The organism is Vibrio syngnathi (assembly GCF_002119525.1).
Classification (GTDB): Bacteria; Pseudomonadota; Gammaproteobacteria; order Enterobacterales; family Vibrionaceae; genus Vibrio; species Vibrio syngnathi.
The window spans coordinates 2,080,594-2,097,999 of record NZ_CP017916.1 but is presented as its reverse complement, the minus strand read 5'-3'; the positions used below and the strand labels follow the sequence as shown (position 1 = coordinate 2,097,999).

The following is a 17,406-nucleotide window of genomic DNA, read 5'->3' as shown; positions in this document are numbered from 1 at the left end:
TTCCTTGTTCTCAAGCATTTTTTTCTGCGCTATTTATGACCATCTACTTACTGTGATTGGTATAATTCCTGCTTTTGGGGATTACCTATTAAGGTATGACTTGTTATACTGCGAACTTATTTTTGATTAATCCATAAAATAGATAGAGATCATGCTGAAGATATATAACACGCTCACAAGACAGAAAGAGGAATTCAAACCAATTACAGCTGGCAAAGTCGGTATGTATGTCTGTGGGGTAACCATATACGATCTCTGTCATATTGGTCATGGCCGTACGTTCGTTTCTTTCGACGTAGTAACTCGTTACCTTCGTTACCTTGGTTATGATTTGAACTTCGTTCGTAATATCACTGATATCGATGACAAAATCATCAAACGCGCTAATGAAAACGGCGAGTCTTGCGACTCTCTGACTGAGCGCTTGATCGGTGAAATGCACGCGGACTTCGATGCATTGAACATGAAACGCCCTGATGTTGAGCCTCGTGCGACTGAATTCATCACAGAGATCATTGAGTTAGTAGAAAAGCTAATTCAACGTGGTTTTGCTTATGTTGCAAGTAACGGCGACGTGATGTTCGAAGTTAAGAAGTTCGACGAATACGGTAAGCTTTCCAAGCAAGACCTTGACCAGCTTCAAGCTGGTGCTCGTGTTGACATCGATTCAGCAAAACGTAGCCCGTTAGATTTCGTTCTTTGGAAGATGTCTAAGCCCGGTGAACCTACGTGGGAATCACCATGGGGTCCAGGTCGTCCGGGTTGGCACATTGAGTGTTCAGCAATGAACTCGTCTATTCTTGGTAATCACTTCGATATCCATGGTGGCGGTTCAGATCTACAATTCCCGCACCACGAGAACGAAATCGCACAATCTTGCTGTGCACATGGCACCCAGTATGTGAACACCTGGATGCACAGCGGCATGGTGATGGTAGACAGAGAAAAAATGTCTAAGTCACTGGGTAACTTCTTCACTATCCGTGATGTACTTCAGCATTACGATGCAGAAACAGTACGTTACTTCCTAATGTCTGGTCACTACCGTAGCCAACTGAACTACAGCGAAGATAACTTAAATCAAGCTCGCGCATCACTAGAGCGTCTCTACACATCACTTCGTGGCCTCGATGTTACTGCTGCGCCTGCTGGTGGTGAAGAGTACGTGACTCGTTTCTCTACAGCGATGAACGATGATTTCAACACACCTGAAGCTTATTCAGTGCTGTTTGAAATGGCTCGTGAAATCAACCGTATCAAGACTGAAAGCATCGAAAAAGCAAGTGCACTAGGTGCATTGATGCGTGAACTGGCAGACATCATCGGTATTCTTCATCAAGACCCAGAAGCTTTTTTGCAAGGCGATGCAGCAGGTAACGATGACGAAGTCGCTGAAATCGAAGCGTTGATCAAACTGCGCAACGATTCTCGTGCTTCGAAAGATTGGGGCAAATGCCGATCTTGCACGTGATAAGCTGAACGAGTTAGGTATTGTTCTGGAAGATGGCCCAGAAGGTACGACTTGGCGTCGTAAGTAAATCCGTGCCATTCTCTTTAGTTCTGGTTTCAGTGCCAATCAAGCTTTGTTGTTTTCTCTGCTCGAGAAAGACGACTCTCTATTGCAAGATAAGCTCAACCACGCCTCTTTGATGGAAGCGGGGATGCTTTCACCTGCAACCATGAAACGCTTTAAGCACAACGATACGCAGCACCTAGAGTCTTTACTAAGCCGCTCTCCACAATCCTTGGTTGTGACTGAAGGTGTGTTCAGCATGGATGGCGATCAAGCGCCTCTCAGCCAGGTATTTAACTTGACTAACCAATACGACAGTTGGTTGGTGGTTGATGATGCCCACGGTATCGGTGTATTAGGTGATAAAGGGGCTGGGAGTTGCAGTGCGGCACAAGTCTCACCTGATATTTTGGTGGTGACCTTTGGCAAAGCATTTGGCCTTTCTGGTGCTGCGATTCTTTGTTCGTCAGAAGTGGGTGATTACTTAACTCAGTTCGCCCGTCATCATGTCTACTCGACGGCAATGCCACCTTCACAAGCGGTGGCTTTGTCTCATGCGTGTCAGATGATTCAAACGCAAGAGTGGCGTCGTGAGAAACTCACGGAGTTAGGCGCTCTCTATGCCGAGCAGATGAATGGTGTGAAAGGTTTTATTGATACTCAGACGCCGATCAAACCATTTTTAATCGGCGAAGCCCAAGCTGCACTATCTATTGCTGAAGAGTTAAAGCGCAACCTAGTTTGGGTAACGGCAATAAGGCCACCAACGGTACCTATTGGGACTGCTCGTCTGCGAATTACCTTAACGGCCAACCACAGTCAGAAGCAGGTTCTTCAGTTAACAGACTCGTTGCTTCAAGCAATAGAGCGAAGCAACGAGTCTGTAAGCAAACCAAGCATAGAATCAAGCTTTGAATTTAAAGAAAGAGGCTCAGTAAATGTCACAAGAAGCAGTAGTGGATAATTACGCAGGCCAAGACAAGAGTGCGATTGCCGAAGCCTTCGGCAAAGCAGCAACAACCTATGACAGACACGCTGAATTCCAGCGCGATGTTGGTCACCGACTGCTGGATAAGTTACCGAATGACCTCTCTGGATTAAAGGTGCTCGATTTAGGTTGTGGTACTGGTTATTTCTCACAGCAATTGGTTGGAACGAGGCGCTGAAGTGGTATGCGCAGACCTTTCTGTTGGAATGTTGCAAAAAGCCGAACAGCGCTGTGGCGCAATGGTCTCTTTATATCGACAAGCTGATGCCGAGCTATTGCCATTCGAAGATGGGGCTTTTGATATTGTTTTCTCTAGTCTTGCGTTGCAATGGGTGTGACGATTTATCGTCGCCTCTGAGGGAGATGAGGCGTGTCACCTCGCTTGGAGGGCGTGTTGTTTTCTCAACTTTGCTTGATGGGTCACTGTTTGAACTGAAAAAGTCATGGTCAAAAATTGACACACATCAACACGTTAACCATTTTATTACAATCAATCAGGTAAAAATTGCGTTAGCGCAATCTAGCTGTACTGCTCATCAACTAGACTTGCCCACCATCACCGTTTTGGTACGACACTGCGTTTGAACTGATGCGCGACCTTAAAGGTATCGGCGCTAATCACGTAAGTGGTCGCTCACAAGGTTTAACAAGTCGCCGAATGTTGCAGCTTGTTGAGCGGGAATATCGAGAGTTTAAAAACCATCAAGGTTTCTTACCAGCAACATATCAAGTTTGTTTAGGGGTTATTCAATTATGATTGATGCATTATTCATTGCAGGTACGGATACCGAAGTGGGAAAAACTGTGGTTTCAAAAGCGATTCTTCAAGCTTTAGCCGCACAAGAGTTATCAACAATTGGCTACAAGCCAGTTGCAGCAGGGTGTGAACAACTCCCTGAAGGGTTACGTAATAGTGATGCGTTGCATCTTCAAGAAGCGGCAACGCAAGACATTGCTTACGAAGACGTTAATCCATATGCGTTGTTGCTGCCTTCATCACCACACATTGCAGCAAAGCATGATGGTGTCGTGATTGATGAAACCGTATTATCAGCTAAGCTGGCAGAGCATAAGCAAAACTCTGACATCGTGTTAGTTGAAGGTGCTGGTGGTTGGCGTGTACCGGTTTCTGATGAAGAATATTTGTCTAGCTGGGTCAAAAAAGAGCAGCTGCCTGTGGTATTGACGGTTGGTATTAAGCTTGGCTGTTTGAGTCATGCACTACTAACCGCAGAAGTGATTCGTGCTGATGGACTGAACCTAGTGGGTTGGGTTGCAAACCGCATTAACCCAGGTACTGAACATTACGCCGAAATTATAGCGATGCTTGAAGACAAGCTAGGTGCACCGAAGTTAGGTGAAATCCCGTATGTGCCAAGAGCAAAGTCTAAGAACATTGGTAAGTACATTAATGTACAGCCATTGCTTGATCTTTAAACTTCGAGTTATACGTTAAACAAGAAAAGGGCTGCGATTGCAGCCCTTTTGCTTTGTTAAGCCTTTGACCATTAGCTTATAAACAGCTGGTCTTTTATATCAGCAAACTCGGGATTAATGTTCTTTGGTAAGTCCCATTAGTGCTTGCTGTGTTTCTGTGATTTTTGCCTGCGCCGCTTGTGGAGTTAGGACCCCAATCTGCTTTTTTGCTTCTTCTTCAGTAATCCCTAGGTGACAGCACAGTAAATCGATAGCCATTTGAGTGTTAGTACCTTCAACCATGATTCTTCCCTTTTTGTTCATGGACTAGCCAATAAATCATCTGAAGCCACTCTAAACGGATTGTTATGCCGACACCATACGACTTAGGTCTAATAGACTAGGGGTAAGCCGAATAGGGTCTCGTAATCAAATGTTGCAATTTAATGCTTAACCTTGTTTTCTTAATCTAAGACTATATGTATAAGTAAGGATAAGTCTTCAAGGTTGGAATAAATTGCTGTCTGCCTTGTCTATAATAATAAGTTTTATAAAAACAGCTTTCATGCGGAGATAAGTAATGAAGCGAGTAATGTTGTTCCTTGCAACCAACCTAGCGGTTGTAATGGTACTAAGTGTTGTTCTTAATATTGTATACGCAGTTACAGGTATGCAACCTGGTAGCCTATCAGGCTTATTGGTGATGGCTGCAGTCTTTGGTTTTGGCGGCTCATTCATTTCGTTGATGATGTCAAAGAAAATGGCGCTACGTTCGGTAGGCGGCATGGTCATTGAAAGTCCACGAAATGAAACAGAACATTGGTTGATGGAGACGGTAAGCCGTCAATCTCAACAAGTTGGTATTGGTATGCCAACAGTGGCGATCTACGACTCGCCAGACATCAACGCATTCGCGACGGGCGCTAAGCGTAATGATTCATTAGTCGCAGTCTCTACGGGTTTGTTGCACAACATGACGCGTGATGAAGCTGAAGCGGTACTAGCGCATGAAGTGAGCCACATCGCGAACGGTGACATGGTGACCATGACGCTAATGCAGGGTGTTGTGAACACGTTCGTTATTTTCCTATCTCGTTTCATCGCCAACATTGTTGCGTCGAATGACAACGAAGAAGAGGGTGGCAGCAACATGATGGTGTACTTCGGTGTGTCTATGGTGTTGGAATTGGTATTTGGTTTCTTAGCAAGCTTCATTACGATGTGGTACAGCCGTCATCGTGAATTCCATGCCGATGCAGGTGCAGCGAATCTAGTAGGCAAAGAGAAGATGATTGCAGCGCTAGAGCGCCTAAAGGTGAGCCATGAGCCACAACTAGAAGGCTCTATGATGGCATTTGGTATCAATGGTAAGAAGTCTCTTACAGAGCTTTTAATGAGCCACCCACCGCTAGATAAGCGTATTGCGTCTTTACGTAACATGTAATTTCTAATACAAGCTACTTTCGTTAAGCGGCAATATGTATTCTAAAGGCTTTCTTCGGGAGGCCTTTTTTGATCTTGGCATTCAAGAGAGTAAGTCTCTGGGAGTTATGTGTCCGGGGGATATGTGTCCAAGAGATATGTGTCTGGTGATAGAGGGTTGTTGGTGATGAAGCGTTACGATGTCTATTGGTTGATATCGCACGGACTTATATGAGCAGGGCAATTAGGCGGGATGGCTTTGTGTCTTTTACTGACGGCTCTTGAGCCAACACACTTGGTTCCGCTCAACAAAAAGGCTTCCACATGGGAAGCCTTAGTCTATTCTGTGATTCGAATTTTACAGCTTGTCAGTTAGCTCGATTGCTTGACCGATGTAGTTCGCTGGAGTCATCTCTTTTAAACGAACTTTTTCGTCTTCAGGGATCTCAAGACCATCGATAAATGCACGCATGCCTTCGCCATCTACACGTTTACCACGAGTTAGCTCTTTCAGCTTCTCGTATGGCTTCTCGATGCCGTAACGACGCATTACTGTTTGTACTGGTTCAGCCAATACTTCCCAGTTTTTGTCTAGCTCAGCAAGTAGCGCAGCGCGGTTAACTTCTAGCTTGCTAATACCTTTCAGAGTCGAAGTGTATGCAATGATAGCGTAGCCAACACCAACACCTAGGTTACGAAGAACCGTAGAGTCAGTAAGGTCACGCTGCCAGCGAGAAACTGGAAGTTTTTGTGCTAGGTGGCTAAATACTGCGTTCGCTAGACCAAGGTTGCCTTCAGAGTTTTCGAAGTCAATTGGGTTAACTTTGTGCGGCATTGTAGAAGAACCGATTTCGCCAGCAATAGTCTTCTGCTTGAAGTGACCAAGAGCGATGTAGCCCCAAACGTCACGGTCGAAGTCTAGAAGGATTGTGTTGAAACGAGCAATAGCATCGAATAGCTCAGCGATGTAATCGTGAGGTTCGATTTGAGTTGTGTACGGGTTCCAAGTTACGCCAAGAGATTCAGTGATGAACTCTTCGCTGAACTGGTGCCATTCAACTTCTGGGTATGCAGAAAGGTGTGCGTTGTAGTTACCTACAGCACCGTTGATTTTCGCTAGGATCTCAACGTTTTCGATTTGCTTGTATTGACGTTCCATACGGTACGCAACGTTAGCCATCTCTTTACCCATTGTAGAAGGAGAAGCTGGCTGACCGTGTGTGCGAGACAGTAATGGAATATCACGGTACTCGTTCGCAAGTGCTTTGATAGCATCAATTACGTTACGGATTTCTGGAAGAATCACGGTATCACGAGCTTCTTTAAGCATAAGCGCGTGAGAGGTGTTGTTGATGTCTTCAGAAGTACATGCAAAGTGAATAAATTCGTTTACAGCGTGAAGTTCAGGAACGCCAGCAACTTTCTCTTTCAAGAAGTACTCAACCGCTTTAACGTCGTGGTTAGTCGTGCGCTCGATTTCTTTGATACGTAGAGCATCTTCTTCACTGAAGTTAGCTGCTAGTTCATCAAGAAACTGGTTAGCTTCTGCACTGAACGCTGGTACTTCTTTGATTGCATCTGTAGCTGCAAGCTTTTGTAACCAACGAACTTCAACGATAGAGCGGTACTTTAGTAGGCCAAACTCACTAAAGATGCTGCGTAATGCAACAGTCTTGCTTCCGTAACGGCCGTCTACTGGTGAAACAGCAGTCAATGCTGACAGTTCCATGGTGTTCTCCTGAATTGAGTTTTCTAAATTTTGAGAGGTTTATACCAGTAACAATCTCAATTGTCACGCATATTGCGCAATCGTTTGCGTGAGAGTTGTGTTGATACAAAAAACAAGCTCGCGACCAGGCGCGAGCTAATAAATTACATGCGAGCTAGCAGGATTTGAGCCTGCTCGATCATCTTCTTGCGACCGAAGATAAGGTGGCGACGTTTACCGCCAACTTGACGCCATAACACAGCGCTTCGAATTCCAGATAGAAGGAGTGCGCGGACCTTATGTTGGCTCGACGTCTGTTGAAGTACAGCTGGCGTACCAGAAACCTGAATACGCGGGCCGATAGGGCTCACCACATCAAGGTAGATGCTCGCTAGGTTGCTGATCATTTGCTCGTCAAACAGATCAAAGTGTTCAGTTTGACGTTCTGCAGTTTGAATGCGATCGCCAAGCTGAGACATCGAGTCGTTACGAGAAGATAGCTTACGCTCAAGTGCCATCAAGCTGATAATGTAACGAGTAATATCGCTACCAGCTGGAGTACTATCGATACCTTTTACTAAGCACTCAAGGCCAAGCTTTAGGTTCGCTTCACGCCCAAATACGCCCACGGTGTTCGCTGGGTTGGTATTTAAAATGGCACTGAGTGAAGCTTCGAAGGCATCTTTATCACAATGGCCGTCTTTCGCTACTTGTTGAACCAAAGCCACAGCTTGGCAAATTCCAGCGAAAGCAATAGTACGGTCATAAAGTGTATTAGCCACGTAGTAACTCCTAAATTGTCTTCTATTGTTTGTGGTTCGTTTTATTGGTTAGATGCGCTTTTCAATGATACCACCACCAAGACATACGTTGTCTAGGTAGAACACTGCTGATTGACCTGGGGTCACTGCAATTTGTGGTTCGTCAAAAATAACCTTAATGTTTTCATCATCAATTGGGATGATTGTACAAGGAATATCGGTCTGACGGTAACGTGTTTTTACCGTGCACGTCATAACTTCAGTAATTGGTGTGCGATTTACCCAATGAAGCTGAGAAGCGATCAAACCTTCTGATTTTAGAAGAGGGTGGTCTTTACCTTGTACCGCTATCAGGACATTACGCTTAAGATCTTTTTCACCAACAAACCATGGTTCTTCATTACCGCCGCCACCTTTAGTGCCGCCGATATGTAGACCTTTACGCTGACCTAGCGTGTGGTACATCAAACCTTGGTGTTGACCAATCACTTGGCCTTCTGGTGTCTCGATGTTACCCGGTTGAGCGGGTAGGTATTTGCCTAGGAACTCAGTGAACTTACGCTCACCAATGAAGCAGATACCTGTTGAATCTTTTTTCTTCGCAGTGATCAAGTCTTGCTCTTCAGCAATGCGTCGCACTTCTGGCTTCTCTAATTCACCCACAGGGAATAGGCTGCGTGCCACTTGATCTGAGCTTAGCGTATAAAGGAAATAGCTTTGGTCTTTATTGCCGTCTAGGCCACGTAGCATTTCTGGTTTTACGCCAGCATCAAGCTCTTCTTGAGTTGGGAAAGTACGACGAACGTAGTGACCCATCGCAATGTAGTCTGCGTCTAGGACTTCATCCGCAAACTCTAAGAATGCTTTGAATTTGATTTCTTTGTTACAAAGAATATCTGGGTTCGGAGTACGACCTGCTTTATATTCAGCAAGGAAGTATTCAAATACATTGTCCCAGTATTCTGCAGCAAAGTTGATAGTGTGAAGGTGGATACCTAGTTTGTCACATACCGCTTGAGCATCAGCAAGATCTTCAGCAGCCGTGCAGTATTCTTCGTTATCGTCTTCTTCCCAGTTTTTCATGAAAAGGCCTTCTACCTGATAGCCTTGTTGCTGAAGAAGATACGCCGATACTGACGAATCTACACCGCCGGACATACCGACAATTACTTTCTTTTCGCTGTTTCCAGAGCTGATATCTGACATGTCTAAACACCGTTACTATTACTTGGTCGCAGATTCTAACAGAAAGAGAAACGCCGTGACAGATCCGAGACTGGAATCACAGTTTCATTTGCACAAATAGTGCGCTGACTTCGTTAGAGAATCGCATGAACGCGAGGAGACTCGCTAGGATGTCAGATCTATATGTGGCATAGTCGCTCAAAACCCAAGACCTGAGATGAAAAATGTCTGAACAAAATGAGTTTATGCAAGAAGAGCAGTTGATCGAGATTATCGAAAACCAACTTGAAGACGGCCAACCCGTGAAAGTGAAAGAGACGTTGATGCGTTTAATGATGACAGGTACTCCTCGTGAAGAGGCGATTGCGGCTATGGCATGTGCACTGGCTATTGAAGTATTTGATGTAATGAAAAACGGTGCAGAGTTTAATCAAAAACGTTACGCCGAGCATTTAGGCATGCTGCCTGATCTAAGCTTTATGGAAGGCGAATAAAAAAATAACGTAGCAAACGTTTGCTATAGTTTGAAAGATTGCCGCGTTAAATATAGCGCGGTAGAATCCGCCACCTATTTCCCCTTGACTTAGACTAGCCCTATGAAATTCCCTGGACAACGTAAATCAAAGCACTATTTTCCGGTTCACGCTCGTGACCCTTTAGTAAGCCAAGCTCAAACGAGCAAAAGAATGTCACGTACCCATATTATCGGTATTGACCAAACTTTGGTGGATATTGAAGCAAAGGTGAGTTCTGAGCTAATCGAAAAATATGGCTTAAGTAAGGGACACTCTTTGGTTATTGGTGATGAAGCTGCTGAATCTTTGTATCAAGAATTAAAAGAACAGTGCCTGATCACTAATGAATACGCAGGTGGCACAATTGGTAATACATTACACAACTACTCAGTATTGGCGGATGACCGTTCAACACTATTGGGTGTAATGAGCCAAGATATTAAAATTGGTAGCTACGGTTACCGCTATTTATGTAATACATCAAGCAGAATGGATCTGAACCATTTACAAGGGGTAGATGGCGCAATTGGTCGCTGCTTTGCATTAATTACAGAAGATGGTGAACGTACTTTCGCAATTAGCGAAGGACAAATGAACCAATTAAAACCAGAAAGCATTCCTGAGAAAATTTTCAAAAGTGCTTCTGCTTTAGTATTAACGGCGTATTTAGTTCGTTGTAAACCAGGTGACCCTATGCCTGAAGCAACAATGAAAGCTATTGAGTACGCGAAGAAATACGATGTACCTGTTGTTTTAACGCTTGGTACTAAATTCGTTATTCAAGATGATCCAGAGTTTTGGAAAGATTTCCTTGAACAACATGTAACCGTTGTTGCAATGAACGAAGACGAAGCTGAAGCATTAACTGGTGAAAGCGATCCTCTAGCTGCTTCAGACAAAGCACTAGATTGGGTAGACTTAGTTCTATGTACAGCAGGCCCTGTGGGCTTGTTTATGGCGGGTTACACAGAAGATGCAGTGAAGCGTGAAACATCATTACCGTTGTTACCAGGCTCGATTGCTGAATTTAACCGTTATGAGTTTAGTCGTCCCGCACATAAAGATTTATGTGAAAATCCAACGAAAATCTATTCGCATATCGCACCTTACATGGGCGGCCCAGAAAAGATTAAGAATACTAATGGTGCCGGTGATGCTGCGTTGTCTGCTCTATTACATGATATGGCCGCTAATAAGTACCATAAAGAAAATGTGCCTAACTCAAGTAAGCATCAGCATTCATTCTTGACGTATTCTTCTTTCTCACAAGTTTGTAAATATTCAAACCGCGCAAGTTATGAAGTATTAGTTCAGCACTCGCCACGATTATCTCGAGGCCTTCCTGAAAGAGAAGATAGTCTAGAAGAAGCGTACTGGGAAAGATAAGGCATTTTTTTGATTTATATTTCACTATTAGAAATATAAAAAAGGCTCCGAAAGGAGCCTTTTTTGTTTCTGAATATATTGAAGCCGTAAATAATACTTTAGTCGACTTAAATATTAATTCTATTGCTTAGTGGGTTATTGATTATTCACTTAGCAAACTCGATGCCTTAAAGAGCAAACTCTTCTAGAGATTTACCAGCATCTAGTTGTTCTTGGATAGCTGAAGGCGTACGGCCTTGACCTGTCCAAGTTTTTTCGTCGCCATTCGCGTCTACGTATTTGTATTTCGCAGGGCGAGGAGCACGTTTAGATTTTGTTGTTTTAGATTTTGCTTCACCAGAAAGTGCAGCAATAAGATCGGCAACATCGATTCCGTCTTTTGCAATTTGTTCTGCGATAGCAGAAAGCTTAGCTTCTTGCTCTGCTTTTGCTGCGCGTTCTTCAGCTTCAGACTCTTGACGTTCTTGTACAACAATAGTCAGCTTGTCTAGCGCTTCTTCAAGTTGCTCAAGAGTTAATTCACGTGAGAACGCACGAAGGCTACGGATATTTAATAGAGTTTTTGTTAATTCAGACATGATATTTCCCATCAAGGTAAACTAAATAATCCTCCTAATAATAAACAGAGCCTAAGAATAAAACAAATAGTATTTCTTCTATTAGTTATTTAAATAAGAAAATGAGACGAGTGTTTTAAGATGAAAAGATAGACTTCTAATGAACTTATAATAACTATTAAGAATATCTTAAAAAAAACAGGTGATATCTGATATGTGTTAAGTGGAGTAATCCGTAAAAGTTGACTATTCTTCTATTGATTACTTCATTAACAAAAAGCTTATTTTTCTCGGAATGATATGTTGCATTGTTGCTCTTGATGGGTACAATTGCGGCCACCTGATGCGGTGCTTTGGTTAATCTGTTGTTAAACTCTGGTTTACACGGTTAATAATGTTACCGCACGTAGAGGTGCAATTATAAAGAGTAGTTTTCGTTGGGGTGATGCCAATGAACGGGAATGAAAGGTGTAATTGCCGAAGTAAATTGTATATCTAAGCAATTTGCTGGGGTTGTGCTTAATAGGTACAACACTGCCATAGTCTTAATTTTAAACTATGGAGCGCTACTGTAGGGTTGGGTGAAGTGTTCACTTCCCTTTCGCTTAGTTCAACATGAGCTTGATAAGCCGTATCAAGTTTATCTGCAGTAGATCTCTAGCCAAATAAAAAACTGGTTTTTGAAGATCATGAATTTAATAGATTTTGCAACATCGCCTTTATCGCTGCTTCCTCCCTTGGTTGCCTTGACTCTTGCTATTGTTACCCGCCGTGTATTAGTTTCCTTGGGTGTCGGTATTGTTATGGGTGCGATTCTACTTGCTGACTACTCAGTAGGTAACGCAGCTAGCTACGTCTTTACTAAAGTATCTGGTGTTTTCATCGAAGATGGTGGCATTAACACTTGGAACATGAGCATTGTCGCTTTCCTAATTATTCTTGGAATGACAACGGCATTATTAACACTATCTGGCGGTACTCGCGCATTCGCTGAGTGGGCACAGTCTCGTGTTAAGAGCAAACGTGGTTCTAAACTACTTGCTGCATTCTTAGGTGTATTCATCTTTGTGGATGATTACTTCAACAGCTTAGCGGTAGGTGCTATCTCTCGCCCTGTAACTGACCGCTTCTACGTATCTCGCGCTAAGCTAGCTTATATCCTAGACTCAACTGCTGCTCCTATGTGTGTGATCATGCCTGCTTCTAGCTGGGGTGCTTACATTATTACTATCATTGGTGGCATCTTAGTGACACACGGTGTGACAGAGTATTCTGCACTGGGTGCTTACGTTCGCCTTATCCCAATGAACTTCTACGCTGTGTTCGCGCTATTAATGGTGTTTGCTGTTGCGTGGTTTGGTTTAGATGTTGGTAAAATGCGCGAGCATGAGATTGAAGCTTCTCAAGGCCGTGGCTTTGAAGGCGACAATGATCAAAAGCAAGCGCACGATCTAAACGAAGAGCTGGATATTCAAGAGAGCGAAAACGGTTCTGTTTCTGATCTCGTAATGCCAATCGTAGCGTTAATCGTAGCGACGGTTGCTGCAATGCTTTACACGGGTGGCCAAGCGCTTACTGCTGATGGTCAAGCATTCAACTTACTTGGCGCATTTGAAAATACGGATGTAGGTAAGTCTCTGGTTTACGGTGGTGTGATTGGTTTACTCGTTGCGCTAGCAACGGTATTCAAACAGAAACTACCTTTGGTTGATATCACAAGAACAATGTGGATTGGTGCAAGCTCAATGTTTGGCGCTATCCTTATCCTTGTATTTGCATGGACGATTGGTTCTGTTATTGGTGACATGAAAACAGGTTCGTACCTATCCTCTCTAGCAACAGGTAACATCGATTACCACTGGCTACCGGTTATCTTGTTCCTTCTTGCTGGCCTAATGGCGTTCTCGACAGGTACATCTTGGGGTACGTTCGGTATCATGTTACCGATTGCGGGTGACATGGCTGCAGCCTCTGACATCGCGCTAATCCTTCCTATGCTAAGTGCGGTTCTTGCGGGTTCTGTATTTGGTGATCACTGTTCTCCAATCTCGGATACAACGATTCTGTCTTCTACAGGTGCGCGTTGTAACCACATTGATCACGTATCGACTCAGCTCCCTTATGCGCTGTCTGTGGCGTTCGTATCGTGTATTGGTTTCATCACCCTAGGAATGACATCATCAACTGGCATTGCATTTGGCGCAGCGTCTCTAACGTTTGTTGCGGTATGTTTTGCATTGGCTTATTTCTCACGTTGTAAGATGGCAACGTGTAAAAGCTAATCATCATTTGATTGAATAATGAGAAGGGAGGCGTTTGCCTCCCTTTTTTTGTGTTCGTTAATTTAATTTTAAATTTCGTGAAAAAAGTTCGAATAAATGGTTGAAAAAGGGTGTCAGCTTAGTTAGTGTGGAGACAAGACAGCAAACAACCTAAGAGCTGATAAGTATGCGTAAATTAGTAATGAACATTCATCACCATCATCACCCTATCTAGTCTTTCGGGGAGATTTACGTATACCCGGGAGCAAGAATTCTCCCGGAGGTTAAGTCAAAGAATTTAGATTTAAACCCTCGGGACGACAAAGTCTTCCGAGGGTTTTTTAGTTTTAGCACTTTAAATAATCAATAAATTCAAATATTTGCACAGGGATATAGCAATGCAGACACAACGCCTAAGAATCGCAATTCAAAAGAAAGGTCGCTTAAGTAAAGAGTGCCAAGATCTACTTAAAAAATGTGGTGTGAAATTTAACATCATGGGTGAGCGCTTAGTTGTTCATTCACTAAATATGCCAATCGACTTGTTACTCGTTCGTGATGACGACATCCCAGGCCTTATCATGGATGGTGTGGTTGACCTTGGTTTTATCGGTGAGAATGAACTAGAAGAAGTTCGCCTAGACCGCGTTGCTTTAAAAGAGCCATCAGAGTTTCGTACACTACGTCGTTTAGACTTCGGTGGTTGCCGCCTTTCTATCGCAATCAACAAAGATGAAGAATACAACGGCCCACAAGACCTAGCGGGCAAACGTATTGCGACAACTTACCCACAATTACTAAAAGCCTACATGGACGAGCAGGGTGTTGAATTCAGCGCTTGTATGCTAACTGGCTCAGTTGAAGTTGCGCCACGTGCTGGTCTAGCAGACGCTATCGCCGATTTAGTTTCTACAGGTGCAACGCTAGAAGCAAACGGTCTAAAGGAAGCAGAGGCTATCTTCCAATCTAAAGCAACACTGATTCAACGTGTTGGTGATTTCGATGCAGACAAAACGGCATTAATTGAAAAACTACTGACTCGTATGCAGGGTGTTCAACAAGCGAAAGAGTCGAAGTACATCATGCTTCACGCACCAACGTCTCAGCTAGAGCAAATCAAAGCACTACTGCCTGGTGCTGAAGATCCAACGGTTCTCCCTTTATCAACAGACAAAGACAAAGTTGCCGTTCACCTAGTAAGTACAGAGAACTTGTTCTGGGAAACTATGGAACAGCTGAAAGAGTTGGGTGCAAGCTCGATTCTAGTATTACCAATCGAAAAAATGATGGGGTAGTGACGATGAGAACCGTTGTTTGGCAATCTTTAAGTGAATCACAGCAAGACTCGGTATTAGAGCGTCCAGCTATTACTGAAGGTGCAAACATCACAGCGACTGTTTCTGATGTTATTGCAAAAGTACGAAATGAAGGCGATGCCGCACTTAAGGAACTGACTGAAAAGTTCGATCGTGTGACTCCAGAATCCATTCGAGTCAACTCGACTGAGATTGAAGAGGCATGTGCTCGTTTAACACCAGAAATGAAGCAAGCGTTAGAGCAAGCTTATAGCAATATTGCTAAGTTTCACGAAGCTCAGAAGCCGCAGCCAATTAAGGTTGAAACACAGCCTGGTGTTGTGTGTGAGCAGGTGACGCGCGCGATTAATACTGTTGGACTTTATATTCCGGGTGGTAGCGCGCCACTTCCGTCAACGGTTCTTATGTTAGGTGTACCTGCTCAAATTGCGGGTTGTCGTAAGGTTGTGCTTTGCTCACCTCCGCCAATTGCTGATGAAATCTTGTATGTCGCTAATCTTTGTAAAATCGATGAGGTTTACAATGTTGGTGGTGGTCAAGCCGTTGCTGCCATGGCTTATGGTACAGAGAGTGTTGCTAAGGTCGATAAGATTTTCGGTCCAGGTAACGCTTACGTAACGGAAGCGAAACGCCAAGTAAGTAACGATTTCCGTGGCGCTGCGATTGATATGCCGGCAGGCCCATCTGAAGTGTTAGTGATTGCAGACGAAACTGCGGATGCTGACTTCATTGCTGCAGATCTACTGAGCCAAGCGGAACACGGACCAGATTCACAAGTTGTGTTAGTCACACCATCGCCAGTTGTTGCCGACCAAGTAACCGATGCGGTTCAGAAGCAACTGAAAGAACTGTCTCGTGCGAACATCGCTCAGCAAGCATTGGCTTCAAGCCTAATCATCATTGCTGAATCGATCACTCAAGCGATTGCGATTTCGAACTTCTACGGTCCGGAGCACTTGATTGTTCAGACTAAGAACCCACGTGAATTGCTGCCGTTGCTAGACAATGCAGGGTCAATCTTCCTTGGTGACTGGTCTCCAGAGTCTGCAGGTGATTATGCATCAGGTACAAACCACGTTCTTCCGACTTACGGCTATACCAAAACCTATTCAAGTTTAGGTTTGGCTGATTTCTCTAAGCGTATGACAGTACAAGAGTTAACAGCCGATGGCTTAAAAGGCCTAGCCCCAACGGTAGTAACCATGGCGGAAGCCGAAGGCTTGGATGCACACAAACGTGCTGTGACTATCCGAGTTGAAAAATTAAATCGAGTTGAAACGTTAAATAAAGCGAAATAAGGGTAGAGCATGGAAAAGTTAGCAAGAAAGCAAATTCAGGCTCTGACACCTTATTTGTCTGCAAGACGCATTGGCGGTAGCGGAGATGTATGGTTGAACGCCAATGAATCTCCGTTTGATAACGAGTACAGCCTAAATCTGACTCGACTTAACCGCTACAGCGAGTGCCAGCCTAAAGAGCTGATCGATGCTTATGCTCAATACGCTGGCGTGACATCAGAGCAAACGCTGACAACGCGCGGTGCTGACGAAGGTATCGAGCTTTTGATTCGTGCGTTCTGTGAGCCAAACGAAGATGCAATTCTTTACTGTCCACCGACTTACGGTATGTATGCGATCAGTGCCGAAACCATTGGTGTCGAACGTAAAGTGGTGCCTCTAACTTCTGAATGGCAATTGGATCTTCCTGCTATTGAAGCTCAACTCGACAACGTAAAAGTTGTCTTTGTTTGCAGCCCAAATAACCCAACAGGTAACTTAGTTAACCGTAAAGACATCATTAAACTGCTTGAGATGACTCAAGACAAAGCGATTGTGGTGATGGATGAAGCGTATATCGACTTCTGCCCTGAAGCGTCAACGGTCGATTTGCTTGCTCAATATCCGAACTTAGCGATTTTGCGTACTCTTTCCAAAGCTTTTGCATTAGCGGGACTACGCTGTGGCTTTACGCTAGCGAATAAAGCGCTTATCGATGTACTGTTGAAAGTGATTGCTCCTTATCCAGTGCCAATTCCTGTTGCTGACATAGCTGTTCAAGCACTTTCAGATCAAGGACTAGCGCGCGCTAAGTTCCAAGTTCTGGATTTAAGTGCTAACCGAGCGTATTTGCAAGCGGGTCTATTAGGCATGCCTCAAGTAACGGTATTTGATGGTTGGGGTAACTACCTACTGGTGAAATTCCCGAACGGCGATGAGTTATTTAAAGCAGCTTGGGATACGGGCATCATTTTGCGTAATTCGCCAATTGAAGATTGTGTTCGTATTAGTATTGGTAACCGCGAAGAGTGCGAAAAGACACTTGGATTCATTCGTAACTTTTTTCAGTAACGAAGGCTTACCAGTAATCACATTGGCCAG

Annotated in this window: 13 protein-coding genes, 3 pseudogenes, 1 riboswitch and 1 other annotated feature; of the genes and pseudogenes, 11 read left to right on the top strand and 5 right to left on the bottom strand. The window is 44.0% G+C overall.

The features are described 5' to 3' along the window. Window positions 1-151 precede the first annotated feature (151 nt). The 4 genes and pseudogenes from cysS (at window position 152) to bioD (ending at window position 3,938) form a co-directional block, all read left to right on the top strand. Window positions 152-1,538, top strand: a pseudogene (gene cysS / locus K08M4_RS09565) (cysteine--tRNA ligase). 3 nt (window positions 1,539-1,541) lie between these two features. Next, window positions 1,542-2,477 (top strand): annotated as a pseudogene (locus K08M4_RS09560) (8-amino-7-oxononanoate synthase); the annotation flags it as partial. Next, a pseudogene (gene bioC / locus K08M4_RS09555) lies at window positions 2,452-3,258 on the top strand (malonyl-ACP O-methyltransferase BioC). The pseudogenes K08M4_RS09560 and bioC, both read left to right, overlap by 26 nt. Next, complete coding sequence (gene bioD / locus K08M4_RS09550) at window positions 3,255-3,938, top strand: dethiobiotin synthase (protein WP_086049710.1); 684 nt, start codon at window positions 3,255-3,257, stop codon at window positions 3,936-3,938. Before bioC ends, bioD begins: the two are co-directional and overlap by 4 nt. Window positions 3,939-4,052: 114 nt before the next feature. On the opposite strand, the gene K08M4_RS22105 is transcribed toward bioD, so the two are convergent. Next, a complete protein-coding gene (locus K08M4_RS22105; protein ID WP_086049709.1) occupies window positions 4,053-4,220 on the bottom strand; it encodes a hypothetical protein in 168 nt (55 codons plus the stop codon). A gap of 277 nt (window positions 4,221-4,497) precedes the next feature. Between K08M4_RS22105 and htpX the strand changes: the two genes are divergently transcribed. After that, on the top strand, window positions 4,498-5,361 hold the full coding sequence (htpX, locus tag K08M4_RS09540; RefSeq protein ID WP_086049708.1) for a protease HtpX: 864 nt from the start codon (window positions 4,498-4,500) through the stop codon (window positions 5,359-5,361). A gap of 336 nt (window positions 5,362-5,697) precedes the next feature. Here the strand turns inward: htpX and purB are convergent, their stop codons facing one another. The 3 genes from purB to mnmA form a co-directional block, all read right to left on the bottom strand. After that, window positions 5,698-7,068, bottom strand: coding sequence for an adenylosuccinate lyase (gene purB, locus K08M4_RS09535; protein ID WP_017109928.1), 1,371 nt, complete (start codon window positions 7,066-7,068; stop codon window positions 5,698-5,700). A 143-nt stretch (window positions 7,069-7,211) separates the two neighbouring features. After that, complete coding sequence (gene hflD / locus K08M4_RS09530) at window positions 7,212-7,829, bottom strand: high frequency lysogenization protein HflD (RefSeq protein WP_009848813.1); 618 nt, start codon at window positions 7,827-7,829, stop codon at window positions 7,212-7,214. Window positions 7,830-7,877: 48 nt separating this feature from the next. After that, entirely contained in the window at window positions 7,878-9,014 is a 1,137-nt protein-coding gene (gene mnmA, locus K08M4_RS09525) for a tRNA 2-thiouridine(34) synthase MnmA (RefSeq protein ID WP_086049707.1), read from the bottom strand. Window positions 9,015-9,217: 203 nt separating this feature from the next. Here mnmA and K08M4_RS09520 point away from each other — a divergent pair, with 203 nt between their 5' ends. Both K08M4_RS09520 and K08M4_RS09515 read left to right on the top strand, forming a co-directional pair. Further along, window positions 9,218-9,487: a hypothetical protein gene (locus K08M4_RS09520; RefSeq protein WP_004734567.1), complete on the top strand. Its 270-nt coding sequence runs from the start codon at window positions 9,218-9,220 to the stop codon at window positions 9,485-9,487. A 102-nt stretch (window positions 9,488-9,589) separates the two neighbouring features. Next, window positions 9,590-10,894, top strand: a complete 1,305-nt coding sequence (locus tag K08M4_RS09515; protein ID WP_009848810.1) for an inosine/guanosine kinase — start codon at window positions 9,590-9,592, stop codon at window positions 10,892-10,894. Between the two features lie 167 nt (window positions 10,895-11,061). Here the strand turns inward: K08M4_RS09515 and K08M4_RS09510 are convergent, their stop codons facing one another. Then, window positions 11,062-11,472, bottom strand: a complete 411-nt coding sequence (locus K08M4_RS09510) for an H-NS family histone-like protein (protein ID WP_012604381.1) — start codon at window positions 11,470-11,472, stop codon at window positions 11,062-11,064. A gap of 378 nt (window positions 11,473-11,850) precedes the next feature. Further along, window positions 11,851-12,028, top strand: a riboswitch (Lysine riboswitch). A 112-nt stretch (window positions 12,029-12,140) separates the two neighbouring features. Here K08M4_RS09510 and K08M4_RS09505 point away from each other — a divergent pair. From K08M4_RS09505 to hisC, 4 genes are all read left to right on the top strand, one after another. Then, window positions 12,141-13,733: a Na+/H+ antiporter NhaC family protein gene (locus tag K08M4_RS09505; RefSeq protein WP_086049706.1), complete on the top strand. Its 1,593-nt coding sequence runs from the start codon at window positions 12,141-12,143 to the stop codon at window positions 13,731-13,733. 189 nt (window positions 13,734-13,922) lie between these two features. Further along, window positions 13,923-14,058, top strand: a sequence feature (His leader region). A gap of 52 nt (window positions 14,059-14,110) precedes the next feature. Next, window positions 14,111-15,007, top strand: coding sequence for an ATP phosphoribosyltransferase (gene hisG, locus K08M4_RS09500; protein ID WP_029223133.1), 897 nt, complete (start codon window positions 14,111-14,113; stop codon window positions 15,005-15,007). Beyond that, window positions 15,007-16,326, top strand: coding sequence for a histidinol dehydrogenase (hisD, locus tag K08M4_RS09495; protein WP_086049705.1), 1,320 nt, complete (start codon window positions 15,007-15,009; stop codon window positions 16,324-16,326). Before hisG ends, hisD begins: the two co-directional genes overlap by 1 nt. Before the next feature lie 9 nt (window positions 16,327-16,335). Beyond that, complete coding sequence (hisC, locus tag K08M4_RS09490; protein ID WP_086049704.1) at window positions 16,336-17,376, top strand: histidinol-phosphate transaminase; 1,041 nt, start codon at window positions 16,336-16,338, stop codon at window positions 17,374-17,376. Window positions 17,377-17,406: the final 30 nt, after the last annotated feature.